The 15,868-nt window shown below is 34.7% G+C and carries 18 protein-coding genes and 3 tRNA genes; 6 read left to right on the forward strand and 15 right to left on the reverse strand.

Annotated elements, in window-relative coordinates; all coding sequences use genetic code 11:
• Positions 1-28 precede the first annotated feature (28 nt).
• The 7 genes from DCO46_RS14940 to DCO46_RS14970 form a co-directional block, all read right to left on the reverse strand.
• Positions 29-469: a sterol desaturase family protein gene (locus tag DCO46_RS14940; RefSeq protein ID WP_116753318.1), complete on the reverse strand. Its 441-nt coding sequence runs from the start codon at positions 467-469 to the stop codon at positions 29-31.
• Positions 470-530: 61 nt separating this feature from the next.
• Positions 531-1,370, reverse strand: a complete 840-nt coding sequence (locus DCO46_RS14945) for a phytoene/squalene synthase family protein (RefSeq protein ID WP_116753319.1) — start codon at positions 1,368-1,370, stop codon at positions 531-533.
• The gene (locus DCO46_RS14950; protein ID WP_116753320.1) at positions 1,354-2,841 is read right to left on the reverse strand and encodes a phytoene desaturase family protein; all 1,488 of its coding nucleotides are present in this window, start codon (positions 2,839-2,841) and stop codon (positions 1,354-1,356) included. Before DCO46_RS14950 ends, DCO46_RS14945 begins: the two co-directional genes overlap by 17 nt.
• Before the next feature lie 38 nt (positions 2,842-2,879).
• Positions 2,880-3,779 carry a MerR family transcriptional regulator gene (locus DCO46_RS14955; RefSeq protein WP_116753321.1) on the reverse strand — a complete coding sequence of 300 codons (900 nt, stop codon included), beginning with the start codon at positions 3,777-3,779 and terminating at the stop codon, positions 2,880-2,882.
• Between the two features lie 75 nt (positions 3,780-3,854).
• Positions 3,855-4,814 (reverse strand): ion channel, encoded by a 960-nt coding sequence (locus DCO46_RS14960; RefSeq protein ID WP_116753322.1) that lies wholly within the window; start codon positions 4,812-4,814, stop codon positions 3,855-3,857.
• Between the two features lie 113 nt (positions 4,815-4,927).
• Complete coding sequence (locus DCO46_RS14965) at positions 4,928-5,428, reverse strand: tetratricopeptide repeat protein (RefSeq protein ID WP_243416325.1); 501 nt, start codon at positions 5,426-5,428, stop codon at positions 4,928-4,930.
• Between the two features lie 176 nt (positions 5,429-5,604).
• Positions 5,605-6,768, reverse strand: a complete 1,164-nt coding sequence (locus DCO46_RS14970; protein ID WP_116753323.1) for an FAD-dependent oxidoreductase — start codon at positions 6,766-6,768, stop codon at positions 5,605-5,607.
• Positions 6,769-6,863: 95 nt separating this feature from the next.
• Between DCO46_RS14970 and DCO46_RS14975 the strand changes: the two genes are divergently transcribed.
• The 3 genes from DCO46_RS14975 (at position 6,864) to DCO46_RS14985 (ending at position 8,664) form a co-directional block, all read left to right on the forward strand.
• A complete protein-coding gene (locus DCO46_RS14975) occupies positions 6,864-7,820 on the forward strand; it encodes a helix-turn-helix domain-containing protein (protein WP_116753324.1) in 957 nt (318 codons plus the stop codon).
• Positions 7,821-7,979: 159 nt separating this feature from the next.
• The gene (locus DCO46_RS14980; RefSeq protein ID WP_116753325.1) at positions 7,980-8,159 is read left to right on the forward strand and encodes a hypothetical protein; all 180 of its coding nucleotides are present in this window, start codon (positions 7,980-7,982) and stop codon (positions 8,157-8,159) included.
• A gap of 43 nt (positions 8,160-8,202) precedes the next feature.
• Positions 8,203-8,664, forward strand: coding sequence for an SRPBCC family protein (locus DCO46_RS14985; protein ID WP_116753326.1), 462 nt, complete (start codon positions 8,203-8,205; stop codon positions 8,662-8,664).
• 95 nt (positions 8,665-8,759) lie between these two features.
• Here DCO46_RS14985 and DCO46_RS14990 read toward each other — a convergent pair.
• From DCO46_RS14990 to DCO46_RS15000, 3 genes are all read right to left on the reverse strand, one after another.
• Positions 8,760-8,845, reverse strand: a tRNA-Leu gene (locus tag DCO46_RS14990).
• 44 nt (positions 8,846-8,889) lie between these two features.
• A tRNA-Lys gene (locus DCO46_RS14995) sits at positions 8,890-8,962 on the reverse strand.
• A 41-nt stretch (positions 8,963-9,003) separates the two neighbouring features.
• Positions 9,004-9,076, reverse strand: a tRNA-Lys gene (locus DCO46_RS15000).
• A gap of 126 nt (positions 9,077-9,202) precedes the next feature.
• Here DCO46_RS15000 and DCO46_RS15005 point away from each other — a divergent pair.
• The gene (locus DCO46_RS15005; protein WP_116753327.1) at positions 9,203-9,721 is read left to right on the forward strand and encodes a shikimate kinase; all 519 of its coding nucleotides are present in this window, start codon (positions 9,203-9,205) and stop codon (positions 9,719-9,721) included.
• Here the strand turns inward: DCO46_RS15005 and DCO46_RS15010 are convergent.
• Together DCO46_RS15010 and DCO46_RS15015 are read right to left on the reverse strand one after the other, a co-directional pair.
• Positions 9,713-10,213, reverse strand: a complete 501-nt coding sequence (locus tag DCO46_RS15010) for a phosphoribosyltransferase domain-containing protein (RefSeq protein ID WP_116753328.1) — start codon at positions 10,211-10,213, stop codon at positions 9,713-9,715. The genes DCO46_RS15005 and DCO46_RS15010 overlap by 9 nt on opposite strands.
• Positions 10,214-10,421: 208 nt before the next feature.
• Entirely contained in the window at positions 10,422-10,811 is a 390-nt protein-coding gene (locus DCO46_RS15015; protein WP_116753329.1) for an RNA-binding S4 domain-containing protein, read from the reverse strand.
• A gap of 79 nt (positions 10,812-10,890) precedes the next feature.
• Between DCO46_RS15015 and DCO46_RS15020 the strand changes: the two genes are divergently transcribed.
• Entirely contained in the window at positions 10,891-11,958 is a 1,068-nt protein-coding gene (locus DCO46_RS15020) for an FKBP-type peptidyl-prolyl cis-trans isomerase (RefSeq protein WP_116753330.1), read from the forward strand.
• Positions 11,959-12,038: 80 nt separating this feature from the next.
• Here the strand turns inward: DCO46_RS15020 and DCO46_RS15025 are convergent, their stop codons facing one another.
• From DCO46_RS15025 to DCO46_RS15035, 3 genes are all read right to left on the reverse strand, one after another.
• Positions 12,039-12,992 carry a transketolase family protein gene (locus DCO46_RS15025; protein WP_116753331.1) on the reverse strand — a complete coding sequence of 318 codons (954 nt, stop codon included), beginning with the start codon at positions 12,990-12,992 and terminating at the stop codon, positions 12,039-12,041.
• A gap of 69 nt (positions 12,993-13,061) precedes the next feature.
• Positions 13,062-13,913 carry a transketolase gene (locus DCO46_RS15030; protein ID WP_116753332.1) on the reverse strand — a complete coding sequence of 284 codons (852 nt, stop codon included), beginning with the start codon at positions 13,911-13,913 and terminating at the stop codon, positions 13,062-13,064.
• Positions 13,914-14,150: 237 nt separating this feature from the next.
• Positions 14,151-14,450 carry a hypothetical protein gene (locus DCO46_RS15035; RefSeq protein WP_116753333.1) on the reverse strand — a complete coding sequence of 100 codons (300 nt, stop codon included), beginning with the start codon at positions 14,448-14,450 and terminating at the stop codon, positions 14,151-14,153.
• Positions 14,451-14,686: 236 nt separating this feature from the next.
• Between DCO46_RS15035 and tgt the strand changes: the two genes are divergently transcribed.
• A complete protein-coding gene (gene tgt, locus DCO46_RS15040; protein ID WP_095952095.1) occupies positions 14,687-15,817 on the forward strand; it encodes a tRNA guanosine(34) transglycosylase Tgt in 1,131 nt (376 codons plus the stop codon).
• The last annotated feature ends 51 nt before the right edge of the window (positions 15,818-15,868 follow it).

Consider the following 15,868-nt stretch of genomic DNA (forward strand, 5'->3'; position numbering starts at 1 on the left):
GTGAAGATTAGCAGAAAGCTAAAATAATTTACATTTTATAATATTTAAAAGGAACAAACAGCATTCCGAAGCACTCGCCATGTTCTTTTCCTAAATGTTTGTGATGAATTTTATGTGCTTTTCGCAATCCGATGAGGTATTTGTTTTTAGTGTTTTTGAACCACTTGAAACGCTGGTGAATTAAAACATCGTGAATTAAAAAATAGCAAATACCATATAAAGTAACTCCGCAGGCAATAAAAAACAGATAATTAAACCCACCCTGAACCCCAAAATAAAAAAGAACGACACTCGGAATCGCAAAAATGACAAAGAAAATGTCGTTGAGCTCAAACGTATGCTCGTATTTTGGCTGGTGATGATCAGCGTGAAAATACCACATTAATCCGTGCATGATGTATTTGTGCGTAAGCCAGGTCACGCATTCCATGAACAGAAATACACTTAGAAATATTAAAAAAGAAATCATTTTGTATTTGTTGAAATATTAAAATTATCGTTTTATTTTAATTGTAAACTCAATCCTGTCATTATACTAACTTCAGCTTATACGTTACAAAAGACTGCGCCAGAAGTCCTGCCTTGGTGTAATTGGAAACCCTGATTCTTGCATTTCCAATTTGGTGATACGGCGTGTTTTTTAGCTTTTTCAGTAATTTTTTGTAATAAACAAAAGCGGTATAGACGCCAAATTTGGCTTCCATAGGAAGTTTTACAATTCCCTGATACGCAATTCTGAAATCTTCCTCTATTTCGGCAATAATGGCGTTTTTGGCATTTTCATCAAAAGAATTTAAATTGATCCCGGGAAAATAATTTCGATTTAAAACCAGATTATCATCTTTTAAATCCCTTAGGAAATTGACTTTCTGAAAAGCAGATCCCAGTCGCATGGCTTCCGTTTTTAACTGATCATATTTTTGTTCTTTTCCGGAAACAAAAACTTTAAGGCACATCAGGCCAACAACATCGGCAGAACCATAAATGTAATCTTCGTATTCGGTTTGTGTATTGTAATTTGATTTTATAAGATCGAGTTTCATGCTCTTGAGAAAAGCCTGAATAAGATCGTCTGTTATATTGTATTGTTTTACGGTATGCTGAAAAGAATTCAGGATAGGGTTAAGGCTGATTCCCATTTCCATTGCTTTGTAATATTCTTTTTCAAAATCGTTAATAAGATGTTCCTTGTCATAATCATGAAATGAATCAACAATTTCGTCAGCAAAACGAACAAAGCCGTAGATGCTGTAAATAGCTTCCCGGATACTTGGCGCGAGCATATGTACGGCAAGCGAAAAAGAAGTACTGTAGTTTTTGGTAACCAACTTGCTACATTTAAAGGAAACGGCGTCAAATAGTGATTTCATTTTTTTGTGATCTAATTGATTTTTGTATTAACTCAGCGACTAATTTTCCTGAAATTAAAGCAGGAGGGACACCTGGGCCCGGTACGGTCAATTGCCCTGTAAAATATAAATTACGGACTTTTGGGCTTTTTAGTTTTGGCCTTAAAAAAGCAGTCTGCAGTAATGTGTTTGCCATTCCGTATGCATTTCCCTTGTAGGCATTATAGTCTGCAACAAAATCATTTTTACAGAAAGACTTCTTAAATATAATGTTATTTTTAATCTTTTGTTGTGTAAGTTGCTCAAAACGAGTGATTATTTTTTCAAAATATTCTTCTCTAAGCATTTCGTTATCTTCAATTCCCGGAGCCAGGGGAATAAGAAAAAAAGCACTTTCCATTCCGTCCGGTGCTGCTGTAAGATCTGTTTTTGATGGAAAATTGGCATAAAATAAAGGTGCATCAGGCCATTTGGGATCATCGTAAATATCTTTTGCATGCTGGTTAAAATCAACATCAAAGAATAATGCATGATGTGTGACGTTTTCTATTTTTTTATTAAAACCAACAAAAAACAAAAGTGAAGATGGTGCGAAAACACGGCTTTCCCAATATTTTTCTGAATAAGTGCGATGGTTTTGCTCCAGTAAAGTTTCTGTATGATGATAATCGGCACCGCTCAAAACAATATCTGCAGAAATGAATTCTCCATTTATAACAACTCCGGTTGCCTTTTTGTTTTCTACCACTATGTTTTCTACAGCTGCATTGGTTTTTATGGTTACTCCCAGTTCAGACGCAAGTTTTTCGATTCCGCGAACAACATCAAACATTCCGGTTTTAGGGTGCCAGGTTCCTAAACCAAAATCGGCATAATTCATAAAATTATAAAAAGAAGGCGTTTTGGATGGCTTAGCCCCAAGAAACAAAACAGGAAATTCGAGAATCTGAATTAATTTTTCGTTTTTAAAATTCTTTCGGATATCCCGGCTTACAGTGCTGAAAAACTGATTTAGCTTTAATGTGGTTTGGAGCGTAATCAATTCTAATGGTGAAACTCCGGGACGATAAACCAAATCTTTGATAGCGATATCATAATTGCTTTTCGCCTGGTTTATAAAAGCTTCGAGTTGCTTGCCACTTCCTGTTTCTATGTTTTCAAAAGTAGCTTTAATTTCTTCTAAATTATCATAGATGTTGATGAAGTCATCCATTCCGAAGTAAACCCTGTAGGCTGGATTTAGCTTAATCAGTTCGTAATAATCAGACGCTTTTTTATCAAAATCATTGAAAAAACGTTCAAAGACATCCGGCATCCAATACCAGCTTGGTCCCATGTCAAAGGTAAAACCGTCTTTTTTAAATTGTCTGGCTCTGCCGCCGATAGTTTCATTTTTTTCATAAATAGTCACGCGGTTTCCTTGTCTGGCAAGGTAACACGAAGCGGCTAATGCAGAAAAGCCGGAGCCTATTATGAGGATAGTTTTTGTCATTTGTTTAACAAATATACAAAAACTTTAAACAAAAAAAGTTATATTCCTGCTATTGTTTCATCCATAGAATCGAAAATACGTATTCTGTCCGGAAGGTTTTTCAGGTCTATATATTCGACCATTTTTCCCATAAGCCAGATTTCGTTGCTTTTTAGAAGTAATTTTTGCCCCATAGATTTTACATACTGATTGATAATACCACGATCCGGTTGTACGGTCATGAACGAAACAAAAACGATATTCTCAAAATGCTTAGTAAGATCCTGAAGGTTTTCTATCGGCATACTTTCTCCAAGATAGATGGTTTTATATCCTTTGGATAAAATTTCATATTGAAGATACAATAATCCGATTTGGTGAATTTCGTTTAATGGCAATGAGAGAACAAATATTCTGTCTGTTTTTGTTGGTTTCTGAATCTGAAGGCTTTCGGTGTAAATTAAAATTTTCTGCTTAATCAAATGACTCATGAAGTGCTCATTTGCAGGAGTTATGGTTTCAGATTGCCATAATAATCCCAGCTCCTTCAATAAAGGTAAAAAATGTTCCCTGAAAACTTCTTTGAATGTTTTTTCGGAAATCAGCCAGTCGAAAGTGTTGAAAAATATTTCCTGGTCAAAATTCATCATCGCCATTTTAAATGAAGTAATGGCATAATTTTGTGCATTCTTTTTTGAAATGATTTCACGAACTAACTGAGGAATCTTTTCATCAGGAAAAGTGGCGATTTTAGAAATTTTATAACCGTATTCGTGTAATAATGTTATGTTTAAAAGTTTCTGAAGGTTTTGTAAATTATAAAGTCTGATGTTGGTATCCGTTCTCATTGGTTCAAGAACGCTGTATCTTTTCTCCCAGATGCGTATGGTATGTGCTTTTATTCCAGATAGGTTTTCGAGGTCTTTAATGCTGAAAACAGTCTTGATATTGTTTATCATTCTTCTAAAATTTGATAAACAAAAATAGAACAAAATATGACATTACATCTAAAACCTGATCAAAATGATGGAATATTAAAAGTTTGTAGTATCATACTGATTTAATTTGTCCAGATGCAAAATAGTTTTAGTATTATCTTTACTTCTGTTGTACATCGTGCTGAATTTTGCACCATAAATGATTTCATTAAAAGTATAAGATGTTCTGGCTGCAACTGTGTTACTGTACATGTCGTCAAAAGTAGTAATGAAAACTAAAATTTCACCCTGTGTTCTTTTGAAGTCTTCTTCTGTGAAATTATACAACGGACTATTTTCCGTTATGGGATGCACCAGCGTCCAGCTAAGTGAAAGTGCATTTATACGATCTAATTCTAATTCCAGATTGTAGAACTTATTAGTCTTCTGACCGTTTTCTTCAATGCTCATTCCGAGTGTTACTTTTGCTGTGGCATCTGTAAAATTGGTATTTTTAAAAGGAACAAGGCGTATCATTAAGCCTTTGTTTTCTCCATAAGGCGAAATTAATGCATGATGCGAAAATTTCAGAAAGGCGGTTGGTTTACTGAATCTCCCAAAAAATAAACCTGTTGCAATCGCAAAACTCAATAATCCAATTAAGGCTTCTGCTGCAGAAAGAGCGCTGGTTAAAAAACCTGTGGGGCTAATATGTCCGTAGCCTACGGTAGTAAAAGTCTGTGCGCTAAAAAAATAAGCCTGTCCAAATTGTGTCAGAAAGCTGCCAGAAGCATTTATTCCGTCCAGATGCTCAATACCGATGGCGTAATAAATAATTGCAAAAATGAAGTTGATTATGATATAAAACGAAAATAGAATGAGCATAAATTTCCAGTTTGGCATTTCGATCATGGTGTGATACCAACTGATGCGCTGTAATAAATGCATTCCTCTTTTTTCAATATTGGCAGTGCCGTTCTTGTTTACAAAACGACCTCCGTAACTGTTTGCATTCGTTCCAAATCCGGAATTCCCGTCTGTTTTTGCTTTACTATTTAAGTTTTTAAGAAGCGCCATCTAAATATGTTTTTAAAGAGCAAATGTAGCAATATTGGTGCATCATTAACGAAAAAAGCAATCTGCATAATTAGATTTTGCAGATTGCTTTATATTTAATTTTGAAGCTGCTTTTATTTACAAAAAGCTGCTCTGTTTTTTATCGCACTTTGGCTTCCTAATTCTATTGCTTTTGTAAAGTCTTTACAGGATTTCTTTTTTTCTCCCATTTTGTTGTAACAAAGCCCTCTTAGGTTTAGGGCAACATAATCTTTGGGATTCATCATAAGACAATAGGAACAGTCTTCAATGGTGGCATCGTAATTCATTAATTTGTAATTTACATTTGCTCTTCCGGTAAAAGCATCTGAATTCATGGTGTCTAATTCGATTGCTTTCGTAAAATCGGCGAGGGCTCCTTGTAAATCGTTGAGTTTGTATTTTGCAACGCCTCTGTTTTGGTAAGCTTCAACGAAATGAGAATTCATTTTAATCGCTTTTGTGTAGTCCGCAATGGCGCCTTTTGTATTTCCGGCCTCGGCCTTTTTCATTGCTTTGTCAAAATAAGCTGTTGCAGATTGTGCCAGACCTGAACACGTAATCATAAATAATGCTAGTAATAATAAATTTTTCATAGACTAATTTGGGGTTAGCAGGTTAATTAATTTCCAGACGAATTTATGAAAAGATTTATTTGTGTGAGAAGTTCTTTTATGAAATTTTGGTTAGCAGGTTTAAAAAAAATATTGTAGATAATTAATTGCTAAAAACAAAGCTTCAGGTAATTACTGAAGCTTTGTTTTTATTTCTTTTAATGAAATTGATTAATCATTTCCAGCATATTTTTTAATGCGTCAGGAGCATGCATCCATTCCGTATTATCCATTGTTTCTTTTCCAACGATGGCAAATCTTTCAAACATTTGTTTTTCATATTGCGCGATTGCCGATTTTAGATCAGTATTATTTTCGCTTGTTAAGCTTTCGCTTAATTGTAATGCATCGAGCATAGCCATATTTACACCTTCGCCTGCATAAGGAGGCATCAAATGTGCCGCGTCACCTATAATAGTAATGTTTGATTGCGCTTCCCAGAACTGATCCAAAGGCATACAGTATAATGGTCTTGGAGTAAAAGATGAATTCTCGTATTCAAATAGTTCATACCAGACATCGTTCCATTTTGAATATTCTTGTTTGAACCAATCTAAAACCTGTTTGCTGTTTTTAAAATCTATCTGGCAGTTTCTGTACCATTCTGCATCCGTTTTAAATCCAATATAAAAATCGATACCTCCGTCACCTTTCGCACTTCCGCTAACCGTTTGTGAATCGCCGAAAGACATTATTTTTCCGCCTTTTAATAAATTGTGGATTTTCGGGGCATTTTTTTCAGCATCAGGAACATTTTTTTCTAAAATGGTAACTCCGGAGTAAAAAGGTTTAATTGAAGTAACAAACGGACGAATTTTAGAATTAGCGCCGTCTGATCCAATGATGATATCTGTTGTTACGGTGTTTCCGTTTTTGAAAATAATTTTCCATTTAGCACCACTATTTTCAAGAGAAATAATGTGGCTGTCCCAAACTACCGTATCAGGCTGTAACGAATCTAATAAAAGATTTCTTAGTGGCCCGCGATCAATTTCGGGCCTGAAATGCTCATCTCCAAAATCTCTTGTAGCTTCTTCTAAATGCTCGTCAAAGAAAATTTCCGCATTTTCATCCAGTATACGCAGCCTGTCGTTTCCGGGTCTGTAATTGGCTTTGAATGCATCCATGAGGCCGGCTTTTTCCAAAGCTGCCAGTCCTGATTCTGCATGCAGGTCTAAAGTTCCTCCCTGAACTCTTTGTGTGCTGTTGATGTCTCTTTCGTAAACTTTTACATTTACACCTTTTTGTTGTAATAATCTCGCCAGTGTTAAGCCTCCGGGACCACCGCCAATAATAGCTACTTGTTTGTTGTCTAATAACATATGTTTTGTATTATTTTTTCTTTTAATTTATAGTTACAAAATTAGCGCTACTTTTACAGCTAAAATAGTTGCTTTGAATAATAAAATAGTCGCAAATGAAAATATCGGTTATTGATCAGGGGTCAGGGGTAATGTTCAAATTTGCTGAGGCAATTGGTGCGATTGTCAAAGGCCGATTTATCTATATTCCGGAAAGTAAGGGCGGAGGATATATCACGGGCTTTAACTGGGGAAACCTGCGTATGATGATTCGTAATTATCATCTTAATGAGGAAGTCACTATTGAACGTAGAAATGAATTGGCAGAAGGGCAGGATGATGTGGTGATTATGCTAAGTGGTGTTTTTACTTCAGCTTCAAAAAATAAAGAACAGTTATTGAGAGAGCGTGCCAATGTTATTATTTGTAAACATGCTGTTTCTTCTGTAATGGATATGCCTTCTAATACAATTTTTGAAAGTGTGACTATCGCCGTATCGAGGCACTATCTTCGTTCTCTTTTCGGAGAAGTAAAGCATCCTGTGATAGAAAGTATTCTAGAAGCTAAAGACAACTTTGTGTTTGAAACAGGAGTGTCTTCTGAAATCATTAAAACTGCCGGTGAGATTCAAAATCAGTCTATTCCTGAAAGTTTTGAAAGCCATTATTATAAATTAAAATGCGAAGAAATGTTATGTTACGTTTTTGCGCTTTTAATTCAGCGTGAGCCGGTTCCTACCAGTAATATGCATATTGATGATATTAAGGCAATCTACAATATTAAATTCCTTTTAGAATCTCATCTGAATGAATCTCCTAATATTGCTTCTTTGGCTGTTGAAGCACGTATGAGCGAGCCAAAACTGCGAAAGCTCTTTAAGCAAACTTTTGGCAAAGGTGTTTTCGAATATTACCAGTCTTTACGAATGCAGGAAGCCGCAAGGCTTCTGAAGGAAAAAAGGCTGACGGTTTCTGAGGTTGGTTATCAGTTAGGATTTACAAACCTTAGTCATTTTTCAAGGGTTTTTGAACAGCATTTAGGAATGAAGCCTAAAAAGTACTCAATGGATTAGTAAGGCAGAAGTAAAATTTAGTTTAAAAAATCGTAATCGAATATCTGTAAAATATTGAAAATAATTATATTAGCATTAAATTAATTGAAAATTGACAGCATATTAGCCAATATCCAAAACCGAAATAATATTTAACACATTTATAAAACATTAAAAATTATGGAAAATAAAAAATCGCTATTATTTGTTTTTTGGGTTATAGCTATCATTTTAGGTGTAGTGCTGTATAAGCAATTTGACTTTGAAAATCTAAAATTTGAAAAACCGGCGCTTGCGATTATTTATTTAGTTGTTTTTGTATTCTCAGTTTATTATTTGGTGAAGAACTCTAAAAAATAATCCTGAAAATTTAAAATATCAATCGAAGCAAATACTTGACATTATGGAAAAGTTACAATTCAAAGTAAGTATCAATGCACCCGTATCCAGGGTATATGATTTTATGCTTGGTATTAGCAATAAATCAACCTATGAACAATGGACTTCCCTGTTTAACCCTACATCTGCCTATGAAGGAAGTTGGGATAAGGGGAGTAAAATTCTATTTATTGGTATAGATGAGAAAGGAGAAAAGGGAGGTATGGTTTCCCGGATAGTTGAAAACATTCCGAACCGATTTGTTTCTATTCAGCATTATGGGCTTTTAAAAGCGAATAAGGAAATAACAGAAGGAGCAGAAGTAGAAAAATGGGCAAATGGATTTGAAAATTACACCTTTGAAGAAAACAATGGGATTACAATCGTTACCGTTGACTTAGATACAACAGAAGACTTTGTAGATTATATGAATCAGACTTACCCAAAAGCACTGGACAAGCTAAAAGAACTTTGTGAAAATGAATAATTTCAGGGATATCTTAAAGTGATAAAGAAATATCGAAAGAATTTCTAAGCATAAAAAAAGCCTGAGAATCTATATTCTCAGGCTTTTTCTTTTTATGGTGACCACGGTGGGATTTGAACCCACACGCCCTTACGAGCACCACCCCCTCAAGATGGCAAGTCTACCGTTTCTCCACGTGGCCTAAAATGAAAAAAGGCCAAGTAATATACATTACTCGACCTTTTGTGACCCGACTGGGGCTCGAACCCAGGACCCCATCATTAAAAGTGATGTGCTCTACCGACTGAGCTATCGAGTCATTTGCTTTCAAGGAATTTAATTTGTTAATCACAAAATTTGTGACCCGACTGGGGCTCGAACCCAGGACCCCATCATTAAAAGTGATGTGCTCTACCGACTGAGCTATCGAGTCATTTAATTCCTTGAATGCGGGTGCAAATATAAGAAGTTATTTTCGAAGTTTCCAAGCATTTTTATTATAAATTTGTCTTTTTTTGAGAAAAGTTCTCAACGTCTTAGTTTATAAGGTTTTATTAAAATGAAAAAAATTGTCTTATTGGGATATATGGGTTGCGGAAAGTCAACAATTGCCCAAAACTTGTCAAAAATTACAAATATTCCGTTCCTTGATTTGGATAAATGCATCGAAAAAAAAGCAAATTTGTCGATAAATGAAATTTTTGAGCAACACGGAGAAGTCTATTTTAGAAAATTAGAGCACGAAATTTTTGTAGAATTGCTTCAATCTCCGGAAAATAATATAATTGGTTTGGGTGGAGGTACTCCATGTTATGCAAATAATCATGAATTATTGCAAAAAGAGGATGTTACTTCTGTTTATTTAAAAGCTTCGATAGAAACTTTATTTAGCAGACTGGTCAATAATAAAAGTAAACGCCCTCTTATTGCAAATATGAATGAAGAGGAGATGAAAGAGTTTATTGCGAAACATTTATTCGACAGAAGTTTTTATTACAACCACGCCAAGCATAAAGTTTCAGTCGATGACAGAACAGTTGAAGAAACAGTTCAGGATATTTTGGCAATCTTAGCTTAAGAAAGCGTAATTGTCGCCATTTTCATCGAATATAACCTGAACATGCTCTAATAATGATGTTGAAAGGGAAATACCTTTAAAATCGGCTTTTACAGGGTATTTTTTATGATTCCTGTCTACAAGTACTGCAGTTTTGAATTTCTTAAGCGGAACGTCTAAGAAATGACGAACTGCATATATTAATGTGGTGCCTGAGTTCAATACATCATCTACAAGTACTAATCCTCTATTTGAATATTCTTCTTTTGTTAAAGAAGTCTGTACAGGTAATTGAGGATTTTGCTTGTCAACTCTGACTTCACATATAGAAACCTTAAGGGTCGAAATGTTTTCGAGTGCAGTGGCAATTTTTTGAGCAAATACAGAACCGTTTGTAGCGATACCGGCAATCACAATTTCTTCTTCATCAACAAAAGTCTCATAAATTTGGTATGCGATACGTTTTATTTTGTGTTCGATTTCCTGATTCGTTAAGATGATATTTTTGTTCATGATTTATTTTTTTGCTAAGATAACTAATTTAAATTCCAATATAAAAAATCCAAATTCCAATTTTAAGAAATGAAATTCCAATTTTGGAAATTCGAAAATCCAATGTGTTGGGAAGGAAATTTTAAAATTACTATGTTGAGGTTTTGATTTTAGGTTTTATGAATTTATAAGTTTCCGTTTTGGAATTTGGAATTTCAAAAATTGAAATTTAATTTTCCTCATCTTCGTCAAAAATTTCATTGCCATATTCGTCGATATCTCTTCGGTCTTTTTTGGTAGGTCTTCCTGTTCCGCTTTTACGATAATGTTCTTTTGATAATTTCAATAGCTCTAAATGGGCATAAGCTTCCGCAGGAGTCTCGTTTTTTCTGTAAATATCAACCAGCTTTGCACCAACACGACTTTCCGGAATATCCAGTACAGTTATAATTTGCGTAATCTGATCTTTTCGAAAAGTAATTTTGTCAGTTGGGAAAACCTCTTTTGATGGTTTTGCAACCTGACCATTTACAGTTATATGGTTCTTTTTGCAGGCTTCTGTAACCATATTTCTGGTTTTGTAATAACGTACGCACCAGAGGTATTTATCTATTCTCATAATTTTTCTAAAATAGAAGTTAAATTCTTTACAAAAATAAATCAATATTGTATCTTGCGCACCTAAAAAATTAAGAATAATGAACAAATTTAAATATTATTTTATTTTATTATTGGCAGGTGTTGCTATGATTTCTTGTAACAAGGATGATGATGATGATGATGTTGTAGTAGTTCCTTTGAGAGATTACAAAGAGCAGTACAAAGCAGATAGTGATTCGATTGTTAAATATTTAAAAACAAATTATATTAAAGAGGTTACTGCTAATTTTGATATTACAATAGCCAAAATTCCTGTCGGAGGAACTCAGGTGTCTATAATGGATCAAACCGATTATCCTTTAAAAATAAGGAAAGTATATAGTGATGGTGTGGATTATGAAGTATACTATCTGGTTTTAAGAGAAGGAACAGGGCAGGCTCCTTGTAATTACGATAAGATTTCTGCTTCTTACACTGGGAATTTATTAAACGCAACCGAATATTTTGATACTTCTTACGGCTTAGCAAGAACTTTTAATCTAGAGCCTTATTTATCTACCTCTGTAATTGATGGATGGTCAGAAATTTTTCCTCAATTTAAGACTGGTACTGCTGTAACGGGTGATAATGGTGTAATCACATACGATAATTATGGTGCCGGTGTAATGTTTTTGCCTTCTGGACTAGGATATTATGGTTCGTCTCAGGAAAAAATTCCTGCTTATTCTCCGTTGGTATTTAGTTTTAAATTGTTTGACCTTCAAAGATTAGATCATGATTTTGATGGTGTTTATGATTTTGAAGAAGACATAAATAAAGATGGTTATGTATATGATTTTAGAGATACTGAAAAATATCCAAACCCTCCTGCTAGTTTGTTTGATGATACAGATGGAGATAAAATAGCAGACTTTTTAGATGTAGATGATGATGGTGACGGATATACAACTTTCTACGAAATTACTAAGCCAACTGATGCTCCTAATACAGGTTTAAGTAAATATTATCCATTTAATCCGATTGTGGATAATCCTAATACTCCAAATGTTGACGAGACAGAAACGCGTGGTATTCCTGCCTTTGCAGCAACCGGAGAGCCGGATTATACTTCTCCAAACAGATTAAGAATCCATGTTGATAAAAATCATCATACGGCTAAACCGTAATAATATAAAAATAAAAACAAGCATAAAAAAACCTCGAAATTCAATTTCGAGGTTTTTTTTATAAGTAAGAAATGGAAAAATTATTTTCTTTTAATAACTCTTTCCACCGCTTCAACAATCGCCTGATTGTTTAGTTTGTATTTATCCATTAATTGCTCTGGAGTTCCAGATTCTCCGAAGCTATCATTTACAGCTACGAATTCCTGTGGAGCCGGAGTGTTAAGAGCCAATACTCTTGAGATGCTTTCTCCTAATCCTCCAAGAATGTTGTGTTCTTCTGCAGTTACAACACATTTTGTTTTAGACAAAGATTTAAGAATTGCTTCTTCGTCAAGTGGTTTGATAGTGTGAATGTTGATTACTTCAGCAGAAATTCCTTTTGCTTCTAAAGCCTCAGCAGCGATAAGTGCTTCCCATACTAAATGCCCTGTAGCAACAATTGTTACATCAGTTCCTTCGTTTAATAAAATAGCTTTTCCGATTACGAATGGCTCGTCAGCAGGTGTAAAGTTAGGTACAACCGGACGTCCGAAACGTAAATAAGCAGGTCCATGATGATCTGCAAGTGCCAGAGTAGCAGCTTTAGTCTGATTGTAATCACATGTATTGATTACAGTCATTCCAGGCAGCATTTTCATTAAACCGATATCTTCAAGGATTTGGTGGGTTGCTCCGTCTTCTCCTAATGTTAAACCAGCGTGCGAAGCACAGATTTTTACATTTTTATCAGAGTAAGCAACAGATTGACGAATTTGATCATAAACTCTTCCTGTTGAGAAGTTCGCGAAAGTTCCTGTAAAAGGAATTTTTCCACCAATAGTTAAACCTGCAGCAATACCAATCATGTTAGCTTCTGCAATTCCGATTTGGAAAAAACGTTCAGGGTGATTTTTCTTAAAATCATCAAATTTTAATGATCCGATTAAATCAGCACATAGTGCAACAACATTTTCATTTTTTTGACCTAGTTCAGTCATTCCCGCTCCAAAACCTGAACGGGTATCTTTACTTCCTGTATTTGTATATTTTTTCATTTGTGTTTTTTGCTTTAGGCGACAGGCAATAGGCAATAGGCTTATAGCTTACTGCTTACAGCTTTTTTTTTAATAATCGATTTGATCTGCAGAATAGTTTTGAGCCAATGCAGCTGCTAACTGATCGTTGTTTGGTGCTTTTCCATGCCACGCATGTGTATGCATCATGAAGTCAACTCCATTACCCATTTCAGTATGTAATAAAATACAAACCGGTTTTCCTTTTCCTGTTCTTGATTTAGCATCCGTTAAACCAGCAATGATAGCATCGATATTATTTCCTTCAGCAATTTCTATAACATCCCAGTCAAAAGCTTCAAATTTAGCACGCAGGCTTCCCATTGCTAAAACTTCGTCAGTTGTTCCGTCAATTTGTTTTCCGTTAAGGTCAACTGTTGCAATAAGATTGTCTACTTTTTTAGCAGAAGCATACATAATAGCTTCCCAGTTTTGACCTTCCTGTAATTCACCATCTCCGTGTAATGTAAAAACTAAATGTTTATCTCCATTTAATTTTTTAGCCTGAGCAGCACCAAGAGCTACAGATAAACCTTGTCCTAATGAACCAGAAGCGATACGAACACCAGGCAAGCCTTCGTGAGTAGTAGGATGCCCCTGTAAACGAGAATTTAATAATCTGAAAGTTGCCAATTCTGAAATTGGAAAATATCCGCTACGAGCTAATACGCTATAAAAAACTGGAGAAATATGGCCATTTGAAAGGAAGAAAACATCTTCTCCGATTCCGTCCATGTCAAAACCTTCTTTACGGTCCATTATATTTTGGTATAATGTTACCAAAAATTCAGTACAACCTAGTGATCCACCTGGGTGACCTGAGTTGACAGCATGTACCATACGAAGAATATCTCTTCTTACTTGGATAGTTAAATCGCTTAATTGTTGTGTGTTAGGCTTCATTTTATGTGTAAAAGTTAAACTGATGCAAAAGTAATTGTTATTTTGCGGGGAGACAAATGATTTTCTGCTTTAGTTTGCTACAATTGTTAAATTCCGGTTGTTTTTTTATTAATCTTAAAAAAAATACCAATTTGTTTTAGATTTTGTAAATCCAATATTTTAGATATTGTAATTTTCAGGAAATTACTAATAAAAAAAAGCCCTGAAAAGGGCTTTTTGAATAATCGGACGATACTGTTAATTGTTATCGCCCTCGCTGTAGAAATTATTTTCTTCGTCTTCTGAACCTATTTCTTCCTGATCATCATCAAGCTCAGAGCCTGGAACATCTAAATCATCTCCAAGTTTATCACTATTTTGTTTCCATTCATGATTTTCCTGATTGATGATTCTTTCGCCTGAAATATCTTCGGGGTCAATGTCTTCTAATTTATCTTCCTGATTATAAATGTCTTCACTTGCAGGATAATCCAGGTTTTCCAGATTTCTTTCGATTTGATCTTCTTTTATTGGGTTTTTATCTTCTGAATTTATCATGATTTCTATAATTTTAGTATACTCATAAAATTAGGAAATGAATTTTGTTGAGGTGTTATACTTTAATAATGTCATTGTTGTAAGTTTTACACACAAATGATTAGTTTCAGGTTTTCTCATTCTTTCAGACTTTTAAGTCAATGAAAATCATTATCTGATTTTCTAATTGACAAATTTTCTAATTAATTAAATTTCCCTGAAATTAGCTTATCTTTGCGCTCTGAAAAAAGAAACAGATGAAGTTTGATTTATTACAAAAAGATCCGCAGTCTAAAGCAAGAGCGGGAAGTATTACTACAGATCACGGAGTTATTGAAACTCCTATTTTTATGCCTGTTGGTACCGTTGCATCTGTAAAAGGTGTTCATCAAAGAGAGCTAAAAGACGATATTAACCCGGATATTATTCTGGGAAATACCTATCATTTATATTTACGTCCGCAGACTGAAATACTTGAAAAGGCTGGAGGATTGCATAAATTTATGAACTGGGATCGTAATATTTTGACGGATTCTGGGGGATATCAGGTGTATTCGCTTTCAAATAACCGAAAAATTAAAGAAGAAGGTGTAAAGTTTAAATCGCACATCGATGGTTCATACCACTTTTTTACTCCTGAAAATGTAATGGAAATTCAACGTACAATTGGAGCCGATATTATTATGGCTTTTGATGAGTGTACTCCTTATCCGTGCGATTACAGATATGCGCAGCGTTCGATGCACATGACACACCGTTGGCTGGATCGTTGTATCAGCCATTTAGATAAAGTTCCTTATAAATATGGCTATGAACAAACATTTTTTCCTATTGTTCAGGGAAGTACCTATAAAGATTTGCGTCGTCAGTCGGCAGAATATATTGCTAATTCAGGACAGCAAGGTAACGCAATTGGCGGATTATCAGTTGGTGAGCCTGCAGAAGAAATGTACGCGATGACAGAAGTTGTCTGCGAAATTCTTCCGGAAGATAAACCTCGTTACTTAATGGGTGTCGGAACTCCGATTAATATTCTGGAAAATATTGCGTTAGGGATTGATATGTTTGATTGTGTAATGCCTACGCGTAATGCAAGAAACGGTATGTTGTTTACAGCAAACGGAACCATTAATATTAAAAATAAAAAGTGGGAAGCTGATTTTTCTCCAATTGATGAAATGGGGCATACTTTTGTAGATACCGAATACACAAAAGCGTATTTGCGTCACTTATTTGCAGCCAATGAATACTTAGGTAAACAAATCGCTACCATTCATAATCTTGGTTTTTATATGTGGTTGGTTCGTGAGGCAAGAAAACATATCTTAGCAGGAGATTTCAGACCATGGAAAGAAATGATGGTTAAAAATATGAGTCAAAGACTTTAAATAAAAAAGTTTCAAGTTTTTTTAGTTTCAGGTTTCAGGTTCTGCAGAGAA

The organism is Flavobacterium sp. HTF, from assembly GCF_003105115.1.
Classification (GTDB): domain Bacteria; phylum Bacteroidota; class Bacteroidia; order Flavobacteriales; family Flavobacteriaceae; genus Flavobacterium.